Source organism: Streptomyces sp. NPDC033178 (genome assembly GCF_055577685.1).
The window spans coordinates 166,897-188,240 of record NZ_JBVIPT010000017.1 but is presented as its reverse complement, the minus strand read 5'-3'; the positions used below and the strand labels follow the sequence as shown (position 1 = coordinate 188,240).

Sequence of the window (21,344 nt, the reverse complement as noted above, 5' to 3'; positions counted from 1 at the left end):
CCCCCGACGAGGCCCGCTGAAGGGCGTGTGCGGCAGCGGATACAGTCGCCCTCATGACCAAGTGGGAATACTCAACCGTGCCGCTGCTCGTCCACGCCACGAAGCAGATTCTGGACACCTGGGGCGAGGACGGCTGGGAGCTCGTCCAGGTCGTGCCCGGGCCGAACAACCCCGAGCAGCTCGTCGCCTATCTGAAGCGCGAGAAGGCCGCATGAGCGCCGTCGAGGCGAAGCTTGCCGAACTCGGACTGACCCTGCCGGACGTCGTTCCGCCGCTGGCCGCGTACCAGCCCGCGGTGCAGTCGGGTGTGTACGTGTACACGGCCGGCCAGCTCCCGATGGTGGACGGCAAGCTTCCGGTCACCGGCAAGGTGGGCGCGGAGGTCACGCCGGAGGAGGCCAAGGAGCTGGCCCGCACCTGCGCGCTGAACGCCCTCGCGGCGGTCAAGTCGGTCGTGGGTGACCTCGACCGCATCGCGCGCGTGGTGAAGGTCGTCGGCTTCGTCGCCTCGGCCTCCGACTTCACGGGCCAGCCCGCGGTGCTGAACGGTGCGAGCGAACTGCTCGGCGAGGTCCTCGGCGAGAAGGGTGTGCACGCGCGCAGCGCGGTCGGCGTGGCGGTGCTGCCGCTGGACGCGCCCGTCGAGGTCGAGGTCCTGGTCGAGCTGACACACGCGTAGGCGGATCGCCGCCGGGGCGTGCGTGTGGCCTTCGGCCGGCCACGGTGTGAGCCCGTCCGTCGTGGCTCCGGGCATCGGTCTGTTGCGCCTGTTCCGCATCCGGGGCAGGCGTTCCGCCGTGGGTAGGGCTTCCGCCGGGGCCGCACGCCGTCCCGCCGTGGCACGGACGGCGCTTTCTGGGCCCGGGCCTGCCGGTATGGCGTGGGGAGGGCCTCCTGGGGAGGCGATCGTTGCCTCTCGAACATCAGCCCACTCCGGGATAGCCTCCGCCCATGGCGAATGGGCAGTGGTATCCCCCCGAGTGGCCCGAGAGAATCCGCGCGCTCGCGGAGGGCACGCTCACACCGGTCGCCCCCAGGCGGGCGGCCACCGTCATGCTGCTCAAGGACACCGACTCCACCCCCGTCGTGCACATGCTGCGCAGACGCGCCTCCATGGCCTTCGCCGGAGGCGCGTACGCGTATCCCGGCGGCGGTGTGGACCCCAGGGACGACGACCGGCAGATCCGCTGGGCGGGCCCCACGCGCGCGTGGTGGGCGTCCCGGCTCGGCGTCGACGAGACCACCGCCCAGGCGATCGTCTGCGCGGCGGTGCGCGAGACGTACGAGGAGGCGGGCGTCCTGCTCGCGGGCCTCACCGAGGACACCGTGGTCGGCGACACCACGGGCGAGGAGTGGGAGGCGGACCGCGCCGCCCTGGTCGCCCGTGACCTGTCCTTCGCGGAGTTCCTGGAGCGCCGCGGGCTCGTCCTGCGCTCCGACCTCCTCGGCGCCTGGACCCGCTGGATCACCCCGGAGTTCGAGCCCCGCCGCTACGACACCTGGTTCTTCGTGGCCGCGCTGCCGGAGGGCCAGCGCACCCGCAACGCCTCCACGGAGGCCGACCGCACCGTCTGGATCCGCCCCGCGGACGCGAGGGACGGCTACGACAAGGGCGACCTCCTGATGATGCCGCCCACCATCGCGACCCTGCGCCAGCTCGGCGCGTACGTCACCGCCGCCGAGGCCCTCGCCGCGGCGCCGGAGCGCGACATGACGCCCGTCCTGGCCCAGGCCCGCCTGGAAGGCGGCGAGCTGGTACTCAGCTGGCCCGGCCACGACGAGTTCACCAAGCACATCCCGACCGGTGGAGCCTCCGCATGACCGACGCCGCCGCCCTTCCCGGCCAGCCACGGGGCGGGGTGCTCTCCGGCCCCGCCACCGCGCGTGCCGTCAACGTGCTCGCGCCCAACGCCTCCGCGATGACCCTGGACGGCACGAACACCTGGATCGTGGCCGAGCCGGACTCCGAGCTGGCGGTGGTGATCGACCCGGGGCCCCTGGACGACGTACACCTGCGGAACGTCGTCGACACCGCCGAGAAGGCCGGCAAGCGGGTCGCGCTGACGCTGCTGACGCACGGGCACCCGGACCACGCGGAGGGCGCTGCACGGTTCGCGGAACTGACCGGTACGAAGGTGCGGGCGCTCGACCCGGCGCTGCGGCTCGGTGACGAGGGCCTGGCGGCCGGGAACGTCGTCACCACGGGCGGCCTGGAGCTGCGCGTCGTGTCCACCCCCGGCCACACCGCCGACTCGCTCTGCTTCCATCTGCCCGCCGACCGGGCCGTCCTGACCGGCGACACGATCCTGGGCCGGGGCACCACGGTCGTCGCGCACCCCGACGGGCGCCTGGGCGACTACCTGGACTCCCTGCGGCGCCTGAGGTCCCTGACGGTCGACGACGGTGTGCACATGGTCCTGCCGGGCCACGGGCCCGTCCTGGAGGACGCCCAGGGCGCTGTCGAGTTCTATCTCGCCCACCGCGCCCACCGCCTCGCCCAGGTCGAGACGGCGGTCGAGGACGGCTACACGACCCCGTCCCAGGTCGTCGCCCACGTCTACGCCGACGTCGACCGCTCCCTGTGGCCGGCGGCGGAGCTGTCCGTGCTGGCGCAGCTGGACTATCTCCAGGAGCACGGGCTCATCGGGGAGGCCTGAGAAGCCGGAACCGTGCCTCCTAGGAGGCACGGTTCGAAAACGCCCTCCCTAGGGGCGCGGTTTCTTGATGCCGTGCACGCGCGCGTACTCCTCGGCGAGCCACAGCCCGAGATCGTCGACGTACGACCGCAGGACGGCGGCGTCGCCCCTCGGCTCGTACCCGAGGACGGCCGCCTCCCGCAGTTGTGCGGCCCGCTCCGGGTAGTACGCGCCGAACGCCTCGGCCATCTCCGCCAGATCGCTCGTCCAGCCGTTCCAGCGGGGCATGACGAGGGTGAAGCCGGTGCGGACGAGATGACGTGACATGAAGCGCACGAGGGGCCGCAGGGCCTCCTCCGAGTCGTCCGCCTCGGCGATCCGCTCACGCCACCGCGCAAGGAACAGCGCGAGGTCGCCGTTCGTCTCCCGGGCGAGGAGCGCGTCGGGCCGGTAGCGCGGCAGGTCCTCGGCGAGATCCTCGCCCAGCAGCGGCGTACAGAGGCAGGCGACGAACCAGCCGAGATCGTGCCTCTCCAGGTCGCTCAGCACCTGTGCCCGGCCGACCAGCAGCGTCCCCGACCCGTCGATCTGCGGGAACTCCTTGTCGAGCGCCTCGTCGAGCGAGCGGGCGTCCGTACGGTCCGCGTCCGTGGGCTCCTCGCGCAGGGCGAGCAGCAGATCGAGGTCGGAACGGCCCACGCGCGCGGTGCCGCGCGGAATCGACCCGTACAGGTACGCGCTGTGCAGCCGCGCCCCGAAGACGTCCAGCACTCGGTCGCGGGCCGTGGCCACGACGGGCCGGAGCGCGCGTGGGATCAGCCCCAGAGATCCCTCGCGTTCGATGTATCCCCGGGCGTCGAGCCCCTTGTTCGGCATGGGAACACTCTGCATGGACCGGGCCGCGGGTTCATGTCATTTCCAGCGGAACACGCGCAGCCGGTGGAGGGGGCCCTCCGCCGTGCAGACCATGGCGAGGCAGTCCCCGGCCGTGGCCGGGCGGGCCCGGTGGCTGTGGCCGGGCAGGGCGCGCTCGGCCACGACCCGGCCGTCCGCGGGATCAAGCACGGTCGCACGGTCCCCGTGGCCGTTCAGGACCATGAGGTGACCCCGGTGGGCCAGCGGGGAGAGGGTGGCCCCGTACGTGCTGCTCCAGGTCCAGCGGAGGACACCCGTGGTGACGGAGAACGCGTTGAGCGTGCTTCCAGTGGCCTCCTCGCCGTCGGGGGTCGGCGTGCCGAGGCATTCGACCACGAGCGTGTCGCCGACCACGGCCACGTCATCTCCGAACTGCCTGGCCCAGCGGGGCAGTTCGATCTCCCGCTCCGTTTCCCCGCCCACCACGAGGAGCCGCCTGGGAGCACCCTCGCGCCACGACGACAGGGCGGGCCCGCACGACGGAGACGTGCCCCCACCGCTCGGGACCGGCCGCTCCCACGGGAGGGCGCCGGCGCGCGTCGATCGCCCGGAGCACGGGTGGCCCGTCCCCGTGACGGGGACGGGCGGTCGCGACGCGGCCGCCGCCGAGGGCCACCACGCGCGCGTGCCCGCCGACGGATCCGAGGGCGTCGGCGCGCTGCTCGCGCGACCAGAGGGCCTCGCCCGAGCCGACGTCGAGCCCCGTGAGGCGGACGTGCCCCGCGCCGCCGTCCCCGTCGGCGTGGTGCAGTACGACGCCCACGCCGTCCGGTGCGTCCGGCGAGGCGTGGGCCAGCACCTCGCCGACGGGCGGCTGCCACGTCCACAGGGGGCACCGGTCGTCAGGCCGTACGCCTCCACCCGGTCGGAGCGGGCCATGGCGAGGGTTCCGTCGACCGCCCAGGTGCTCAGCGGTGCGCCGGGGCCTCCCTTCTCCCGCGGGTACTTCCACAGCCTCGGCGCCGACGCGGGCCCCCGGCGCCACCAAGGCCTTCGCCCTGCTCCAGACCGACTCCGGTGCTCTGTCCTCGTACGTCCCCATGTCTTCGGACGGCCCCGCGTCCTCGTACATCCCCACCCTCTGGGCCGGCCTGCGACAACAAGAAGGGCCCCACCGTGTGGCAGGGCCCTTCTTCGGAAGACGTGACGTACTGGCTAGCGCGAGCGCTTCGCGAGGCGCTCCACGTCCAGCAGGATGACCGCGCGGGCCTCCAGACGGAGCCAGCCGCGGCCCGCGAAGTCGGCGAGCGCCTTGTTGACCGTCTCGCGGGAGGCGCCGACCAGCTGGGCCAGCTCCTCCTGGGTCAGGTCGTGCACGACGTGGATGCCCTCCTCGGACTGCACGCCGAAGCGGCGCGAGAGGTCCAGGAGCGCGCGGGCCACGCGGCCCGGCACGTCGGAGAAGACCAGGTCGGACATCTGGTCGTTGGTCTTGCGCAGACGCCGGGCGACGGCGCGCAGCAGAGCGGCGGCCACCTCGGGCCGCGCGTTCAGCCAGGGCTGGAGGTCGCCGTGGCCGAGGCCGAGCAGCTTGACCTCGGTCAGCGCGGAGGCGGTCGCCGTGCGAGGGCCCGGGTCGAACAGCGACAGCTCGCCGATGAGTTCGCCGGGGCCGAGGACGGCCAGCATGTTCTCCCGGCCGTCGGGGGATGTGCGGTGGAGCTTCACCTTGCCCTCGGTGACCACGTACAGGCGGTCTCCGGGGTCGCCCTCGTGAAAGAGCGCGTCTCCGCGCGCGAGGGTCACCTCACTCATGGAGGCGCGGAGCTCCGCGGCCTGCTCGTCATCGAGCGCCGCGAAGAGCGGGGCGCGCCGCAGAACGTCGTCCACGAGTTCTCTCCTTGTCGACCTGCTCAGGGGATCTTGCTCCCCCGTGTGCCGGGGACCGTGTTCCCCATCTTGCCGGACGGTCCAAACAGTGTGATCAGTCACAAGTCTGCCGTACAGGTGTGTCCCGCAGTGCGGCAGGGGGCCAATTGGGGGCCGATCTCCGAGGGCCGGGGCGGATGTCACTGGTGGGCTTTAGGCTGGCCGGGTGTCCAAATCGCCGGTGAGAGCACAGGCCAAGGGGGCTGGACGGGTGGTTGCACGTCGCGATTCCGCTGTGGGCGAACAGGACCCCGACGGAGCGAAGAAAACGACAAATGCGGCAGGGGGCGGGCCGGCCAAGAGGTCGGCCGGAGCCGCCGGGAAGGCCGCGGGGGTTGCGGCCTCGGAGATGGCCGCGACCGCGAAGAAGGCCGCCGCCGTCAGGAGAGCCGCGTCCGCCAGGAAGGCTGCCGCCCCGAGCAGGAAGGCTGCCGCCGCTAGCAAGAAGGCGGCCGCCTCGAAGGGGGCCGCCAAGAAGAGCGCACCGGCGAGGGCGCTTGCCAAGAAGACTGCGCCGGCGAAGGCGCTCGCCAAGAAGACCGCACCGTCCACGACACCGGCCAAGAAGGCTTCGACGTCGAGGGCACCCGCGGTGAAGAGCGCGCCCGCGGCGGAGCGCTCGCCTGCGAAGGTGCTTGCCGCGAAGAGCGCACCGTCCACGGCGCCGGCCAAGAAGGCCTCGGCGTCGAGGGCGCCCGTGGCGAAGAACCCGTCCACGGCGGGGAGCCTGTCCGCGGCGGAGCGCTCGCCTGCGAAGGTGACCGCCAGGAAGTCCACGCCTGCCGAAGAGCCCACCCCCGCCCAGAAACCCGCACCCGCGAAGAAAGCCGCACCCGTCGCAGTGACCCCCGCAAAAGCCACGCCCGCCAAAGCAGCCAAAGCAGCCCCGGCCAAAGCCACCCCCACCAAAGTCGCCCCCACCAAGCCTCCCCGGAACGAGTCGCACACGGCCCTCGTCCGGCGGGCGCGCCGTATCAACCGTGAGCTCGCCGAGGTGTACCCGTACGCACACCCGGAGCTGGACTTCGAGAACCCCTTCCAGCTGGTGGTCGCCACGGTTCTGTCGGCGCAGACGACCGACCTGAGGGTGAACCAGACGACGCCGGCCCTCTTCGGGAAGTACCCCACGCCCGAGGACCTGGCCGGGGCGAACCCGGAGGAGGTCGAGGAGATCCTCCGGCCGACCGGGTTCTTCCGGGCCAAGACCAAGTCGGTGATAGGGCTCTCCAGGGCTCTGCGGGACGACTTCGGGGGCGAGGTCCCCGGCCGCCTCGAAGACCTCGTCAAACTGCCCGGCGTGGGCCGCAAGACCGCCTTCGTCGTCCTCGGCAACGCCTTCGGCCGCCCCGGGATCACCGTGGACACCCACTTCCAGCGGCTCGTACGACGCTGGCAGTGGACCGACCGGACGGAGCCCGACAAGATCGAGGCGGCCATCGGCGGGCTCTTCCCGAAGAGCGAGTGGACGATGCTCTCGCACCACGTGATCTTCCACGGCCGCCGTATCTGCCACGCCCGCAAGCCCGCCTGCGGTGCCTGCCCGATCGCCCCGCTCTGCCCGGCGTACGGAGAGGGCGAGACGGACCCGGAGAAGGCCCAGAAGCTCCTGAAGTACGAGAAGGGCGGTTTCCCGGGCCAGCGCCTCAACCCTCCGCAGTCGTACCTCGACGCGGGCGGCCTCCCCGCACCCCCACTGGGAGCGACCATCCCCAGCGCCTCCGTGCCCGGCGCGCCCGCGTCCGGTGCCTCCGCCCCCGGCGCACCCGCCTCTGAAGCCCCCGCGCCCGGTTCACCCGCGCGGGAGGCCGGATGACGGAACGATCTGTGGACCCGCGGGCGTTGAGAGCAGCAGAACGGGGGTGGCGATGACGCGCGCGAGTCGCACGCACGACATTCAGGACGGCGATCTGGTCCTGACGAAGGACGGCCTGCCGGGCTGGCTGGACCCGGTGGTGCGGGCCGTGGAGACGGTGGAGCCGCTCCAGCTGAGCCGCTTCCTGCCGCCGGAGGACGGCGGCGGGCGCCAGTCGGCCGTGCTGATCCTGTTCGGTGAGGGGGAGCTCGGCCCCGAGCTGCTGCTCATGGAGCGGGCGAGTTCGCTCAGGTCGCATGCCGGGCAGCCGTCCTTCCCCGGCGGCGCCCTCGACCCCGAGGACGGCGACCCGAAGGCCGACGGGCCGTTGCGGGCCGCTCTCCGCGAGGCCGAGGAGGAGACCGGGCTCGACCCCAGTGGTGTCCAGCTCTTCGGCGTGCTCCCGAAGCTCTACATCCCGGTGAGCGGCTTCGTGGTCACCCCGGTGCTGGGCTGGTGGCGCGAGCCGACACCGGTCGGCGTGGTCGATCCGGCGGAGACGGCCCGTGTCTTCACGGTCCCCGTGGCGGATCTCACGGACCCCGGCAACCGCGCGACGGCCGTGCACCCGCGCGGCCACGCAGGTCCGGCATTCCTGGTCGAATCCGCCCTGGTCTGGGGCTTCACGGCCGGAATCATCGACCGCCTCCTGCACTACGCGGGCTGGGAACGACCTTGGGACCGCGACAAGCAGGTGCCGCTCGACTGGCGCGCATGACAGGGTGGCACCCGTGCTGTGTCTTTCCGGGGGCCGCGACATGAGCGGCTGCGCCGGGTGTCCCCGGACCCCCGGCCGAGGCACGGCCACCGCAAAGTGATGAGGCGAGGCTTGAAGCAGTGAACGTGCTGGACATCCTGTTGCTGGTCGCCGCCGTGTGGTTCGCGATCGTGGGCTATCGCCAGGGGTTCGTCGTAGGCATCCTGTCGGTGATCGGATTCCTGGGCGGCGGTCTCGTCGCGGTCTACCTCCTGCCGGTCATCTGGGGCGCGGTGACGGACGACGCGGAGGTCGGCACGACCGCCGCCGTCGTCGCGGTGGTCGTCGTGATCGTCTGCGCCTCGGTCGGCCAGGCCCTCACCACCCATCTCGGCAACAAACTGCGCCGGTACATCACCTGGTCCCCGGCCCGCGCCCTGGACGCCACGGGCGGCGCCCTCGTCAACGTCGTGGCGATGCTCCTCGTCGCCTGGCTGATCGGCTCGGCCCTGGCCGGTACGACACTGCCGACGCTCGGCAAGGAGGTCCGCAACTCCAAGGTGATGCTCGGCGTGGACCGGGCGCTGCCCAACCAGGCCGACACATGGTTCGCGGACTTCTCCTCGGTCCTCGCGCAGAACGGCTTCCCGCAGGTCTTCAGCCCGTTCTCGAACGAGCCCATCAACGAGGTGGATCCCCCCGACCCCGCCCTCGCGAGCAGCCCGGTCGCCGCACGCGCCCAGCGCTCCATCGTCAAGGTCACCGGCACCGCCCAGAGCTGCGGCAAGGTCCTCGAAGGCACCGGCTTCGTCTTCGGCCCGCGCCGCGTGATGACCAACGCCCATGTGGTGGGCGGCGTGAACGAGCCGTACGTCCAGATAGGCGGCGAGGGCAAGCGGTACGCCGCGAAGGTCGTGCTCTACGACTGGGAGCGCGACATCGCCGTACTCGACGTGCCCGATCTGAACGCGCCCGCCCTGAAGTTCACCACCAAGGAAGCGACCAGGGGGGACGACGCGATCGTCGCGGGCTTCCCGGAGAACGGCTCGTACACGGTCAACCCGGCGCGGGTGCGCGGACCCATCACGGCCAACGGCCCGGACATCTACCACCGGGGCACCGTGCAGCGGAAGGTCTACTCCGTGTTCGCGACCGTGCGCCAGGGCAACTCCGGCGGCCCGCTGCTCACCGCGACCGGCGAGGTGTACGGCGTGGTGTTCGCGAAGTCCCTCGACGACCCCGACACGGGGTACGCGCTGACCGTGGACGAGGTCCAGGAGGACATCACCAAGGGTCGTACCGCCAACCAGCAGGTGGGCAGCGACAGCTGCGCGCTGTAGTCCGGGTGCGCGGAGGGGCCCGGCCGACGGGAGCGCGCGGGCGAGGGTCCGAGGGGCCCGGCCGCGCGCGTCGTCAGTCGCGCGGGTGACGCAGGCGCGCCGAGACCCAGCGGGCACGGCGCTTCAGAATGTGCGGGATTCCCAGCCGAGGATCCGTGCCCTGCAGCTGCGGGGCTCCCCTCTGGTGGGAGCTCAGGCCACTGGCCGAGCGGCGGTTTCGTGCTGCGTCACTGTAGTCGTGCGTCCAGCCCATACCCCGACGTCTGCCCCTGCCCCAAGGTCGATAACCGCCCCCACGCCCCCCAATCGGCCTATGCGTCGGGCAATTGGCCGTTCGTAGAACAGGCGTTCCCGAGACGGGTGTGGCGCGTGGTGCCAGTGCCTCGCCGAACGGCCCCCGACCTGCGGCGCGATGCCCTCAGCGGTCCGGCTCGGGGTCCTTCAGCCAGTTCACCAATTCGGTCGAGAAAGCCACGGGATCCTCCTCGTGGGGAAAGTGCCCGAGCCCGTCGAACAGGCGCCAGCGGTACGGCGCTTCGACGTACTCCCCGGACCCCGCGGCGCTCCGCGTGCGCATCACCGGATCGAGCGAGCCGTGCAGATGCAGCGTCGGCACCCGCACCGGCCGCTTCATACGGCGGTTGAACTGAATACCGTCGGGACGGGCCATCGAGCGGACCATCCACCGGTACGGCTCCAGCGAGCAGTGCGCCGTCGACGGGATCAGCATCGCCCGCCGGTACGCCTCCACGGCCTCGTCGTCCGGCAGCCGCGGCCCGGACCAGTCCCGGATGAGCTCGCCGACCAGGGCCCCCTCGTCGGCGAGCAGTTGGCGCTCGGGGATCCAGGGCCGCTGGAAGCCCCAGATGTACGAGCCGGCCGCGGTCTGCTTCATGTCCGAGAGCATCGCGGAGCGCCAGCGCCGGGGGTGCGGCATCGAGGAGACCACGAGCCGGCGGACCAGCTTGGGGCGCATCACGGCCGCGGTCCACGCCAGATAGCCGCCGAGGTCGTGGCCGACCAGCGCGGCGTCGGGCTCGCCGAGGGACCGTACGACGCCGGTGATGTCGAGGGCGAGGTTCGCGGGGTCGTAGCCGCGCGGGGTGCGGTCGCTGCCGCCGATGCCCCGGAGATCCATCGCGACCGCGCGGAAGCCCGCGTCGGAGAGAGCCACCAGCTGATGCCGCCAGGTCCACCAGAACTGCGGGAAGCCGTGCAGCAGCAGGACCAGTGGCCCGTCGCCCATCTCGGCGATGTGGAAGCGCGCGCCGTTGGCCGCGACGTCCCGGTGGGTCACCTTTTTCCCGCCGGGCACGTCGAGCCGTACGACCGAGGTGGGTTGCGCCGAGGATGAGGCGGGATCCGTCATGAGGACGAGCGTGCCACAGCCTTGACGGTGTCACCGACCGGGTCGGCCGCGGTCACCTCACGGGGGTGCGGCTTCACGTTCTGCAGTACGGCCGCCGATTCCTTGACCGAGGCGGCCGTCTTCTGCGGGCCTTGGCCCTTCTTGGCCTTCTTCGCGAAGATCACGCCGATCAGCGCGAGGACGCCCGCGACCACCACGTTCGCGGCGAACGACAGCAGGAAGCAGACCGCCAGATTCCAGGCGCTCCAGGTGCGGATGCCGTACGCCAGGGCGAAGCTCAGCATGGGCAGGGAGAAGATCAGTACCGCACCGGCGGCCGCGAACGCGCCGCCGCCGACCGCTCCGCGCTTGACGTCCCGCTTGAGCTGCGCCTTCGCCAGTGCGATCTCGTCGTGCACCAGCGCGGACATCTCGGTCGTCGCCGAGGCGAACAGCTGGCCGATGCTGCGTTCGGCGCCGACCGGGCTGCCGTCGGGTGCGCTCATCGCGTTCTCCCTGTTGTCTTGTCGCCGTTGTCTTGCGTCGTCTGTCGTCGTGGAGCTGTGCACGTTTTGGGTACGTGTGGACCGTACGTGCCGGACCGGGCGTATCGGAACGTGCGTAACGGACCGTGCGTGTCAGATCATGCCGGACCGTCGTTCTCCTCGCTTGCCCCGCCCGTCACTTCGGCAAGCCTTCGGTGCTCGGCGGCCTTGCGCTCGTGGATCTCGGCCATCCGCAGGTGGTAGGCGGGGTTGTCCTGCTCGTAGATGTCGGGGATGCCGTCGAGGTCCTCGTCGCGCTCCTCGTCCTCCCACAGCCTGCGGTACTTGGCGTTGCGTATCTTCAGCAGGACGCCCGACAGGACGGCCGCGATCAGGGAGCCCAGCAGGACGGCGGCCTTGACCTCGTCGGTGAGCGCCTTGTCGCCCCCGAAGGCGAGTTCCCCGATGAGCAGCGAGACGGTGAAGCCGATGCCGGCGAGCGAGGACACCGCGAACACGTCCGGCCAGGCCAGGTCGTCGGAGAGCGAGGCCCTGGTGAAGCGGGCCGTCAGCCAGGTGCCGCCGAAGATGCCGACCGTCTTGCCGACGACCAGACCGAGTACGACACCGAGGGTCTCCGGCTGTGTGAACACATCGCCGAGCGCGCCGCCCGACACCGCGACCCCGGCGCTGAACAGCGCGAACAGTGGTACGGCGAGGCCCGCCGACAGGGGACGTACGAGATGCTCGATGCGCTCGCCCGGAGAACGCCGCTCGCCTTCGTCCTTGCGGGTGGTGCAGCGCAGCATCAGACCCATCGCGACACCGGCGACCGTGGCGTGGACGCCGCTGTTGTACATCAGCCCCCAGATCACCAGGGCGAGCGGCACGTACACGTACCAGCCGCGTACGCCCCTGCGCAGCAGCAGCCAGAAGACGGCGAGGCCGACGACGGCGCCGCCGAGCGCCGCGAAGTTCAGGTTCTCGGTGAAGAACACCGCGATGATCAGGATCGCGAAGAGGTCGTCGACGACGGCGAGTGTCAGCAAGAAGGCGCGCAGTGCGCTCGGCAGCGACGTACCGATGACGGCGAGGACGGCGAGCGCGAAGGCGATGTCGGTCGCGGTCGGTACGGCCCAGCCGTCGAGCGAGCCGCCACCGGTGACGTTGACCAGGGTGTAGACGAGCGCGGGCACGGCCATGCCGCACAGCGCGGCGACGACCGGGAGCGCGGCGGCCCGCGGGTCCCTGAGATCACCGGCGACCAGCTCGCGCTTGAGCTCGATGCCCGCGACGAAGAAGAAGACGGCGAGGAGGCCGTCGGCGGCCCAGTGCTCGATGGAGAGGTCCAGGCCGAGCGAGGCGGGTCCTACGTGGAAGTCCCTGACCGACTCGTAGCTCTCCCGGATCGGGGTGTTCGCCCAGATCAGCGCGGCGATCGCGGCGGCGAGCAGGAGGACGCCGCCGACCGTCTCGGTGCGCAGTGCGTCCGCGACGAAGGTCCGCTCGGGCAGGGAAAGCCGTCCGAGGACCTTGTGGTTCTTGCTGGGAGCGGGCGCGGGCACGAGAACGACCTCCGGTCGGTAGGCATCACTGAGCACTTGCCGACCAGACTTCCCGGCGCACCTTTTGAGATCTCTGGGATCTCTGGGTTCTCTTTGTCGCGTTTCTCTTGTCGCGTTGTTTACGCGTTGCTCAGCCTACCCAAGATACGGCCGGACCCGTCCGGTGATCTTCACGCTAGACGCGAAGAGGGCACCCGGCGCGTCCGGCGCCGGGTGCCCTCTTCGAGCCGTACGTCAGTCCCTACGTCAGTCCTCGCTGGGCGCCGCCGGGAGCTTGGTCTGGATGAGGTCCATCACCGTGGAGTCGGTGAGCGTGGTGACGTCACCGAGCTGACGGTTCTCCGCGACGTCACGGAGCAGCCGGCGCATGATCTTGCCCGAACGGGTCTTGGGCAGCTCGGCCACCGGCAGGATCCGCTTCGGCTTGGCGATCGGGCCCAGCGCCTTCGAGACGTGGTCGCGCAGGTCGCCCACGAGGCTCTCGGTCTCCGACGCCGTACCGCGCAGGATCACGAAGGCCACGATCGCCTGGCCGGTCGTCTCGTCGGCCGCGCCCACGACCGCCGCCTCGGCGACCGACGGGTGCGAGACGAGCGCCGACTCGACCTCGGTGGTGGAGATGTTGTGCCCGGACACGAGCATCACGTCGTCCACCCGGCCGAGCAGCCAGATGTCGCCGTCGTCGTCCTTCTTGGCGCCGTCGCCCGCGAAGTACTTGCCCTCGAAGCGCGACCAGTACGTGTCGAGGAACCGCTGGTCGTCGCCCCAGATGGTGCGCAGCATCGACGGCCACGGCTCGGTGAGCACGAGGTACCCGCCGCCGCCGTCGGGCACTTCGCGCGCCTCGTCGTCGACGACGGTCGCCGAGATGCCCGGCAGCGCGCGCTGCGCGGACCCCGGCTTGGTCTCGGTGACACCCGGCAGCGGCGAGATCATCATCGCGCCGGTCTCGGTCTGCCACCAGGTGTCCACGATCGGGGTGTGGTCGCCGCCGATGTGCTTGCGGTACCAGATCCACGCCTCGGGGTTGATCGGCTCACCGACGGACCCCAGCACCCGCAGACTGCTGAGATCGAACTTCGCGGGGATGTCGTCGCCCCACTTCATGAACGTACGAATGGCCGTCGGCGCCGTGTAGAGGATCGTCACGCCGTACTTCTGCACGATCTCCCAGAAGCGCCCCTGGTGCGGGGTGTCCGGCGTGCCCTCGTACATCACCTGCGTCGCGCCGTTCGCCAGCGGCCCGTACGTGATGTACGAGTGGCCGGTGACCCAGCCGATGTCGGCCGTGCACCAGTAGACGTCGGTCTCCGGCTTGAGGTCGAAGACGGCGTGGTGGGTGTACGCGGCCTGGGTGAGGTAGCCGCCGGAGGTGTGCAGGATGCCCTTCGGCTTACCCGTCGTCCCCGAGGTGTAGAGGATGAACAGCGGGTGCTCGGCGTCGAGCGCCTCGGGGGTGTGCTCGGCGGACTGCTTCGCCGTGATCTCGTGCCACCAGACGTCACGGCCCTCGGTCCACGCGACGTCCTGGCCCGTACGGCGCACGACGAGCACCTTGTCCACGCCGTCGACCCGGGAGACCGCCTCGTCGACGGCCGGCTTGAGCGCGGAGGGCTTGCCTCGGCGGTAGCCGCCGTCCGAGGTGATGACCAGCTTGGCGTCGGCGTCCTGGATGCGGGTGGCGATGGCGTCGGCCGAGAAGCCGCCGAAGACCACGGAGTGCGCGGCGCCGATGCGGGCGCAGGCCAGCATCGAGACGACGGCCTCGGGAATCATCGGCAGATAGATGGCGACCCGGTCGCCCTTCTCGACCCCGAGCTCCGTCAGGGCGTTGGCCGCCCGGGAGACCTCGTCCTTCAGCTCGGCGTAGGTGATGGCGCGGCCGTCACCCGGCTCGCCCTCGAAGTGGATGGCGACGCGGTCGCCGTTCCCTGCCTCGACGTGGCGGTCCACGCAGTTGTACGCGACGTTGAGCCTGCCGTCCTTGAACCACTTGGCGAACGGCGGGTTCGACCAGTCCAGGGTCTCGGTCGGCTCGGTGGCCCAGGTCAGCCGGCGGGCCTGCTCGGCCCAGAAGCCGAGCCTGTCAGCCTTGGCCTGCTCATACGCCTCCGCGGTGACGTTGGCGTTCGCGGCCAGGTCGGCGGGCGGCGCGAACCTGCGCTCTTCCTTCAGCAGGTTGGCCAGGCTTTCGTTGCTCACGACATCTCCCTTACGGCGCTGTGTCGGGGGCGACCCGTTGTGTCCCAGGCCACAGCTCATCAGACGCGGACCCCTGGTGACAAGGGCCGTCCGGGAATTGGTTTAGACCTGTGGGCAGGATCATGTGTGCGTGCGGCCTCCCGCGGATACGGGGGGCCACACGTTCTCACGGACGGGAGAGGGGCGCGGTTCAGGCTCGCGGGTGGGACGGGCCCGTGGCAGGTGTCCGAACGGCCCCGTGACGGGGCGCCGAACGGAACCCGTGGCAGGGCGCTGGACGGGCCCTCGGGAGTGGGGCCGCGGACCCCCGGGAGTGGGCCCGCGGGCTCCTGGGAGTGGGCCCGCGGGCCCCGGAACGGGCGGTTCAGGCAGGTGTGTCGTGCAGTGCGGTCGCCGCGACCCGATCGAAGACCTCGCCGTCCGGCTCCTCGGGGTGAGCGCGCTCCGTGAGGAGGTACGCCTGGGCCTCGCCCACGTGGAAGTACATCCCGTGCAGTTCGAGCGCGCCCTCCTGCAGCGCCCGGGCCACGGAGTCGTGCGCCCGCAGATGCTCCAACTGCTGCACCACGTTGGTCAGACAGAGCTGCTCGACGGCGTCGGCGGGTGCCCGTCCGGCGATCCGTGTCCAGGGCCGGTCCTTGGCGGCCATCCGGTCCAGACTCGGCAGCCCGTGCCGCAGCCACCGCTTCAACGGCGTCTGCGCGCCGCCCGGTTCGGTGTTCATCAGCGCCTGCATCGCCCCGCAGCCGGAGTGCCCGCAGACGGTGATGGACCGCACCTGCAGCACCTCCACCGCGTACTCGATGGCGGCCGCGACCGAGTCGTCGGCGCTCTCCTCGCCGGGGGGCGGTACGAGATTGCCGACGTTCCGTACGACGAAGAGGTCGCCCGGGCCGCTGGAAGTGATCATCGACGTGACCAGCCGGGAGTCGGCGCAGGTCAGGAAGAGCTGGGAAGGCTGCTGCCCCTCCCGCGCGAGCCGCGCCAGCTCGCCGCGCACCAGGGGCGCGGTGTTGCGCTGGAACGAGCTGATGCCGCTGGCCAGTTGATGCCCGCTCGGGCGGGCGCCCTGCGGTGTGCTCTCGGGGCGCTCGCAGTGGTGGTTGCGCCAGGGTGTCCAGGGTCGGCAATGGCAGTGCGAGGTCTCGCCGGTGCCCCCCTGGACATGGGGCGCGGCCAGCCTGGCTCCGGTGCGTCCGGTCAGCTCGACGGAGCCGCCCTGCGCGATGTGCGCGCTCTGCCAGTCGTGCAACGACTCGTACGCCGCGTGGTCCATGAAGGAGCCGTCCAGCTCGACCACGGCATCGGCCCCTTGGGGCACGAGATGCAGTGTCCGGCTGAGGCGCGGCACGGCGAGGAAGGTCAACTGCCCGCGTACGCGTACGTGGTGGACGCCCTCCGAGTCCTCCTCGTGGGTGATCCGTGTGCGGGTGAGCCGGTGCAGCGCCACCGTCACGGCCACGGCGACACCGATCGCCACGCCTTCGAGGACACCGAAGAACACGACTCCGGCCGTCGTGACCGCGTACACGGGAATCTCGCGGTGGCGGGTGACCGTACGGATGTGGTTGATCGACACCATCTGTACGCCGACGGCCATCACCAGTGCGGCGAGCGCGGCGAGGGGGATCAGGTCGAGCACGGGAACCAGCAGCAGGGCGGCGACCACGATCCACAGGCCGTGCAGCATGGTGGAGGCACGGCTCACGGCGTCCGCCTGGACGTTGGCCGCGCTGCGCACCGCCACGCCCGTGACGGGCAGTCCGCCGAGCGCTCCGGAGACGATGTTCGCCGCGCCCTGTCCGCGCAGCTCGCGGTCGAGGTCGGCACGCGGGATGCGCGGCCCGCGCCCCCGGGCGGCGGTCAGTTTGTCGACGGCCACGGCGGAGAGCAGCGACTCGACACTGCCGACCAGGGCGATGGTCAGGACGGCGGCGACGATGCCGAGGACGGGTCCTTCCGGCAGCCCGGCGAGGGTGTGGCTGCTCCAGGAGGGCAGGTCGACCCGGGGCAGCCGCAGCCCGGCGAGGGCCGCGACGGCCGTGGCCGCCGCCACGGCGGCGAGCGCGGCGGGGACCGTACGGAGCATGCGCCCGGCCCGGCCCGGAATGCGCGGCCACACCAGCAGGAGGGTCAGGGTGAGGGCGCTCATCGACAGCGCCGCCCCGTGGAGGTCGGCCAACTGGGCGGGAAGCTCACGCATGTTGTCGATGACGGAGCTGTCGGGGGAGCCGCCGAGCACGATGTGCAGCTGGGCGACGGCGATGGTGATGCCGATGCCGGCCAGCATTCCGTGCACGATCGCGGGGCTGACGGCGAGGGCGGAACGGGCCACCCGCAGGAAGCCCAGGGCGAGTTGGGCGAGACCGGCGAGGACGGTGATGGCGCAGGTCGTGCGCCAGCCGAACTTCTGGATGAGGTCGGCGGTGACCACCGTGAGCCCGGCGGCGGGGCCGCTCACCTGGAGCGGTGCGCCGCCGAGGCGGCCGACCACCAGTCCGCCCGCGGCGGCGGCGACGAGCCCCGCCTGCAGCGGAGCTCCGGTGGCGAGGGCGATGCCCAGGGACAGGGGAAGGGCGATCAGGAAGACGGCGATCGAGGCGGACAGATCGGCGCCGGCGATCCGAGGGACACGGGGGATCCGTGGAACTCGGCGACGCGGCCGGGGCGGGCTGTGCGGCCGCCCCTCGTCGGGCATGTGCGAAGAGTCGTCGGTGCGGGTGGGGACGCAGGCAGGCATGGTTCCCGTCTTCCTCCGGGGCTACGCGGTCGCTTGGGGCGCGGCCGTGGGTCACGGCGTACAGCGGCGGGATTTCTCAACGCTCGGTAAATGAATCGTAATGGAGAGTAAAGGATGTGTGCGAAAAAGTAGCGCAAATGGGTCAGTAATTCACTCCAGGGAGTGATTAATCATTTTGATCGGCTTGTCGCACTAATTCCTTCCCTGGCTCCTGAGATCTTGGGGGAGTTGTCGGTTTCTGTCCGTTTTCTCGGGGTTCTCCGGGATTCCACCGCACGGAATCCCTCCGCTTTGGCCCGACTGAAGGAAGAAGGTGGGCGAAACATGGCCGCCACTCAGAGGATCGCCGCGGGCGTCACGGCCGCCGCGGCCTGCGCCGCCGCGCTCGCCGGCTGCGGTATCGGTGACACCGACGTCGAGAAGGACGCGCACGGTGACGGCGCTCGCGGCGCGACGAAGGCCGCGGGCGCCCCGGCGCCCAAGAACGCGGTCCGTCTGATCGGCGACGGCTCCACCGCCTTCACCGGCGCGCAGCCGCACCTGCCGCGGCCCGAGCGGCTGAGGCCCGGTCAGAAACCGCCCCAGTTCGTGGTCTTCTCCTGGGACGGGGCCGGCGAGGACAGCCAGCGGCTGTTCTCGCACTTCCGCAAGGTGGCCAAGGCCAACAACGCGACGATGACGTACTTCCTGAGCGGTGTGTACATGCTTCCGGAGGCGAAGCGTGAGCTGTACCGGCCGCCGCGGCACTCACCGGGCCGCTCCGACATCGGCTTCAATGACGAGCAGGGCATCAAGGACACCGTGCGGCAACTGCGCGGCGCCTGGCTCGAGGGCAACGAGATCGGCACCCACTTCAACGGCCACTTCTGCGGCGGCGGAGGCGGCGTGGGCCAGTGGTCGGTCGAGGAGTGGAAGGACGAGATCGCCCAGGCCAGGTTCTTCGTCAAGTCCTGGAAGAGCACCACGGGTACGACGAAGGCGTCCCCGCTGCCCTTCGACTACGACAAGGAACTCGTCGGCGCCCGTACGCCCTGTCTGGAGGGGCGGAAGAACTTCATGCGCGCGGCCCGGGAGCTGGGCTTCCGCTACGACACCAGTGGCGTCAACAACCAGGTCTGGCCCAAGAAGGAGAAGGGCCTGTGGGACCTGTCGATGCAGCTCGTCCCCGTCCCGGGGCGCGCCTTCGAGACGTTGACCATGGACTACAACTTCCTGGTCAACCAGTCGGGCGCCACCACCCGGGGCAACCCGGCCAAGCACAGGTACTGGGGCGACCAGATGCGGGACGGCCTGCTCAAGGGCTTCTCCCGCGCCTACAAGGGCAACCGCGCGCCCCTGATCATCGGCAATCACTTCGAGTCCTGGAACGGCGGCACGTACATGCGCGCCGTCCAGGAGACCATCGAGCGGGTCTGCACCGAGCCAGAGGTTCGCTGCGTCTCGTTCCGTCAACTCGCCGACTGGCTCGACGTCCAGGACCCGAAGACCCTGGACAAGCTCCGCACCCTCAAGGTGGGCCAGGAGCCGAAGGGCGGCTGGACGTCGTTCCTCTCCGACGTATCCGACGTATCCGACGTATCCGACCTCTCCGAGCCGCCTGCCCCGGCCCCGAAGGGCGTCCCGGGGGCACCGGCGGTCAGGCGGTAGCCCCCGGGCGGGGTGGCCGGCCTCAGGCGTGCTGGGGCAGCGGCGCCTGCTCGCGCAAGACGAACTCGGGGTCGACCTGGGCGGCCAGGTCGGCGCCCGTTCGTTCGTTGCCCCAGGACTGGGCGTTCTTCAGGTGGAAGTGGACCATCTGGCGCGTGTAGCGCTCCCAGTCGCGCTGCTCGTACGTGGCGTCGGCGGCGGCCTGGAGGGCACGCAGCGCACGGCGGTTGCCGTCCTCCAACTGCTCGAACCGGGGCGGGCGGCCCTTCTCCATGGCGCGCACCCAGTCCGAGTGACCGACCGTCAGCAGCAGGTCGTCGCCGACCTCGCCCCTCAGGAAGTCGATGTCGTCCTGCCCCTGCACCTTGTTGCCGACGACCTTCAGGGTGACGCCGAAGTCGCGCGCGTACTCCTTGTACTGGCGGTAGACGGAGACTCCCTTCCGGGTCGGCTCGGCGACGAGGAACGTGATGTCGAAGCGGGTGAACATGCCGGACGCGAAGGAGTCCGAGCCCGCCGTCATGTCGACGACGACGTACTCGCTCTGGCCGTCGACGAGATGGTTCAGGCAGAGCTCCACTGCACCGGTCTTGGAGTGGTAGCAGGACACTCCCAGGTCGGCCTCGGTGAACGGGCCGGTGACCATCAAACGGACGGCGCCGCCGTCGAGTTCCACCGGCCGCGCGCAGGCCTCGTACACCGGGTTGTCCTCGCACACCCGCAGCAGACGGGAACCCTCGCCGGGCGGGGTCGTCTTGATCATCGTCTCGGTGGACGTGATGCGCGGGTTGGAACCACGCAGGTAGTCCTTGATGAGCGCGAGCCGGTCGCCCATGGCGGGCAGCCGCCCGGCCTCCGCGTCGTCCAGGCCGAGCGCGGGCCCGAGGTGCTGGTTGATGTCGGCGTCCACCGCGACGACGGGCGATCCGGTGGACGCGAGGTGGCGCACGAAGAGCGAGGACAGGGTGGTCTTGCCGCTGCCGCCCTTCCCAACGAAAGCAATTTTCATGTTCATTAAGGTACCGGCGGAACGGTGCCCGGGGGCCGCCACACGTGAAGAAGACCACTCATTAGTGGGGTGCGGGCCGGGGGTGCGTAGGGTCGTACTCATGAGTACGACAGGTGGGAACGCCGACCCGCTCGCGGCGCTGGGGTCGCTGCCCGGCGTGGCCGAATCCGTGGAGTCCGTGCGCAAGGCCGTGGACCGGGTCTACGGGCACCGCATAATGCGGCGCCGCAGCAACGCGATCACCTCGGAGGCGGCGCTGCGCGGCGCGCGCGGTTCCGCGGCGCTGTCCGGTGCCGACTGGGCGCTCGAAGAAGTGCGCCGGCGGGCCGACTTCAGTGGCGACGACGAGGCCCGCGTGGTGGGCTCCGCACTCAGGCTGACCGCCGAGGCGGGCCAACTCCTGTCCATCTGGCGGCAGTCGCCCCTTCGGGTACTGGCACGGCTGCACCTGGTGGCAGCCGCGGACAAGGAGGACGCGGTCGGGCGTCCACGACGGGACGGTGAATCCGTCACGGAGACAGCCGCGGCAGCCGTGGGGCCGCCGTTGATCAGGCTTCCGTTGCCGGACGCGGCCGAGGTCGAGGGCCGTCTCGACGGACTGGCGCGGCTGGTCGTCGAGGGGGGTTCCGCACCCGCCCTGGTGACCGCCGCGATCGTGCACGGCGAACTCCTCGCGCTGCGCCCCTTCGGATCCCACAACGGCCTGGTCGCGCGCGCGGCCGAACGCATCGTCCTGGTGGGCAGCGGCCTCGACCCCAAGTCCGTCTGTCCGGCGGAGGTCGGTCACGGGGAACTGGGCCGCGCGGCCTATGCCTCGGCCCTCGAAGGCTATGTCTCCGGCACTCCGGAGGGTGTGGCGTCCTGGATCGCCCACTGCGGCAGGGCGATCGAACTCGGCGCCAGGGAGTCGACGGCGGTGTGCGAGGCGCTTCAGCGAGGGGCCGCGTAGGGCTGCGGGGCCTTTAATGCCGACTCTGAAATACCCCTGAACAGGGTTGCGGCGGTACGGGGTCCGTACCGCCGCTGGCATGTCCACCCG

20 protein-coding genes are annotated in these 21,344 nt (G+C 71.0%); 9 read left to right on the top strand and 11 right to left on the bottom strand.

Translation table 11 applies throughout. From position 1 onward, the window contains the following. The first annotated feature begins 53 nt into the window (after window positions 1-53). From ACZ5VQ_RS35700 to ACZ5VQ_RS35685, 4 genes are all read left to right on the top strand, one after another. On the top strand, window positions 54-215 hold the full coding sequence (locus tag ACZ5VQ_RS35700; RefSeq protein WP_107099910.1) for a DUF4177 domain-containing protein: 162 nt from the start codon (window positions 54-56) through the stop codon (window positions 213-215). Further along, window positions 212-679: a RidA family protein gene (locus tag ACZ5VQ_RS35695; protein WP_143640281.1), complete on the top strand. Its 468-nt coding sequence runs from the start codon at window positions 212-214 to the stop codon at window positions 677-679. The genes ACZ5VQ_RS35700 and ACZ5VQ_RS35695 overlap by 4 nt, the downstream gene beginning before the upstream one ends. 272 nt (window positions 680-951) lie before the next feature. Beyond that, on the top strand, window positions 952-1,821 hold the full coding sequence (locus ACZ5VQ_RS35690) for an NUDIX hydrolase (RefSeq protein ID WP_469108556.1): 870 nt from the start codon (window positions 952-954) through the stop codon (window positions 1,819-1,821). Next, entirely contained in the window at window positions 1,818-2,657 is an 840-nt protein-coding gene (locus ACZ5VQ_RS35685) for an MBL fold metallo-hydrolase (RefSeq protein WP_469108555.1), read from the top strand. The genes ACZ5VQ_RS35690 and ACZ5VQ_RS35685 overlap by 4 nt, the downstream gene beginning before the upstream one ends. 48 nt (window positions 2,658-2,705) lie before the next feature. Here the strand turns inward: ACZ5VQ_RS35685 and ACZ5VQ_RS35680 are convergent, their stop codons facing one another. From ACZ5VQ_RS35680 to ACZ5VQ_RS35665, 4 genes are all read right to left on the bottom strand, one after another. Then, window positions 2,706-3,512 (bottom strand): nucleotidyltransferase, encoded by an 807-nt coding sequence (locus ACZ5VQ_RS35680; protein ID WP_469108554.1) that lies wholly within the window; start codon window positions 3,510-3,512, stop codon window positions 2,706-2,708. Between the two features lie 36 nt (window positions 3,513-3,548). Continuing rightward, window positions 3,549-3,977: a hypothetical protein gene (locus ACZ5VQ_RS35675; protein ID WP_469108553.1), complete on the bottom strand. Its 429-nt coding sequence runs from the start codon at window positions 3,975-3,977 to the stop codon at window positions 3,549-3,551. 729 nt (window positions 3,978-4,706) lie between these two features. Beyond that, window positions 4,707-5,381 (bottom strand): Crp/Fnr family transcriptional regulator, encoded by a 675-nt coding sequence (locus tag ACZ5VQ_RS35670; RefSeq protein ID WP_016642758.1) that lies wholly within the window; start codon window positions 5,379-5,381, stop codon window positions 4,707-4,709. A gap of 192 nt (window positions 5,382-5,573) precedes the next feature. Further along, window positions 5,574-6,137 carry a hypothetical protein gene (locus ACZ5VQ_RS35665; protein WP_469108552.1) on the bottom strand — a complete coding sequence of 188 codons (564 nt, stop codon included), beginning with the start codon at window positions 6,135-6,137 and terminating at the stop codon, window positions 5,574-5,576. Window positions 6,138-6,177: 40 nt separating this feature from the next. On the opposite strand from ACZ5VQ_RS35665, the gene nth reads away from it, so the two are divergent. The 3 genes from nth (at window position 6,178) to ACZ5VQ_RS35650 (ending at window position 9,309) form a co-directional block, all read left to right on the top strand. Next, window positions 6,178-7,233 (top strand): endonuclease III, encoded by a 1,056-nt coding sequence (gene nth / locus ACZ5VQ_RS35660; RefSeq protein WP_469108551.1) that lies wholly within the window; start codon window positions 6,178-6,180, stop codon window positions 7,231-7,233. Between the two features lie 52 nt (window positions 7,234-7,285). Beyond that, window positions 7,286-7,990 (top strand): NUDIX hydrolase, encoded by a 705-nt coding sequence (locus ACZ5VQ_RS35655; RefSeq protein ID WP_469108550.1) that lies wholly within the window; start codon window positions 7,286-7,288, stop codon window positions 7,988-7,990. Window positions 7,991-8,109: 119 nt separating this feature from the next. Beyond that, entirely contained in the window at window positions 8,110-9,309 is a 1,200-nt protein-coding gene (locus ACZ5VQ_RS35650) for a MarP family serine protease (RefSeq protein WP_469108549.1), read from the top strand. Between the two features lie 73 nt (window positions 9,310-9,382). Here ACZ5VQ_RS35650 and ACZ5VQ_RS35645 read toward each other — a convergent pair whose 3' ends face one another. From ACZ5VQ_RS35645 to ACZ5VQ_RS35620, 6 genes are all read right to left on the bottom strand, one after another. Then, the gene (locus ACZ5VQ_RS35645) at window positions 9,383-9,562 is read right to left on the bottom strand and encodes a hypothetical protein (RefSeq protein WP_079053496.1); all 180 of its coding nucleotides are present in this window, start codon (window positions 9,560-9,562) and stop codon (window positions 9,383-9,385) included. 165 nt (window positions 9,563-9,727) lie between these two features. Then, window positions 9,728-10,678, bottom strand: coding sequence for an alpha/beta fold hydrolase (locus ACZ5VQ_RS35640; RefSeq protein ID WP_469108548.1), 951 nt, complete (start codon window positions 10,676-10,678; stop codon window positions 9,728-9,730). After that, window positions 10,675-11,163, bottom strand: a complete 489-nt coding sequence (locus tag ACZ5VQ_RS35635) for a phage holin family protein (protein ID WP_469108547.1) — start codon at window positions 11,161-11,163, stop codon at window positions 10,675-10,677. Before ACZ5VQ_RS35635 ends, ACZ5VQ_RS35640 begins: the two co-directional genes overlap by 4 nt. Window positions 11,164-11,300: 137 nt before the next feature. Beyond that, the gene (gene nhaA / locus ACZ5VQ_RS35630; protein ID WP_469108626.1) at window positions 11,301-12,707 is read right to left on the bottom strand and encodes a Na+/H+ antiporter NhaA; all 1,407 of its coding nucleotides are present in this window, start codon (window positions 12,705-12,707) and stop codon (window positions 11,301-11,303) included. Window positions 12,708-12,953: 246 nt separating this feature from the next. Further along, window positions 12,954-14,969, bottom strand: coding sequence for an acetate--CoA ligase (acs, locus tag ACZ5VQ_RS35625; RefSeq protein WP_469108546.1), 2,016 nt, complete (start codon window positions 14,967-14,969; stop codon window positions 12,954-12,956). A gap of 304 nt (window positions 14,970-15,273) precedes the next feature. Beyond that, on the bottom strand, window positions 15,274-17,649 hold the full coding sequence (locus ACZ5VQ_RS35620; protein WP_469108545.1) for a bifunctional SulP family inorganic anion transporter/carbonic anhydrase: 2,376 nt from the start codon (window positions 17,647-17,649) through the stop codon (window positions 15,274-15,276). 324 nt (window positions 17,650-17,973) lie between these two features. On the opposite strand from ACZ5VQ_RS35620, the gene ACZ5VQ_RS35615 reads away from it, so the two are divergent. Further along, window positions 17,974-19,296, top strand: coding sequence for a polysaccharide deacetylase family protein (locus ACZ5VQ_RS35615; protein WP_469108544.1), 1,323 nt, complete (start codon window positions 17,974-17,976; stop codon window positions 19,294-19,296). 22 nt (window positions 19,297-19,318) lie between these two features. Here the strand turns inward: ACZ5VQ_RS35615 and ACZ5VQ_RS35610 are convergent, their stop codons facing one another. Beyond that, window positions 19,319-20,311, bottom strand: coding sequence for an ATP-binding protein (locus tag ACZ5VQ_RS35610; RefSeq protein ID WP_469108543.1), 993 nt, complete (start codon window positions 20,309-20,311; stop codon window positions 19,319-19,321). Window positions 20,312-20,405: 94 nt separating this feature from the next. Between ACZ5VQ_RS35610 and ACZ5VQ_RS35605 the strand changes: the two genes are divergently transcribed. Then, entirely contained in the window at window positions 20,406-21,254 is an 849-nt protein-coding gene (locus ACZ5VQ_RS35605) for a Fic family protein (protein WP_469108542.1), read from the top strand. Window positions 21,255-21,344: the final 90 nt, after the last annotated feature.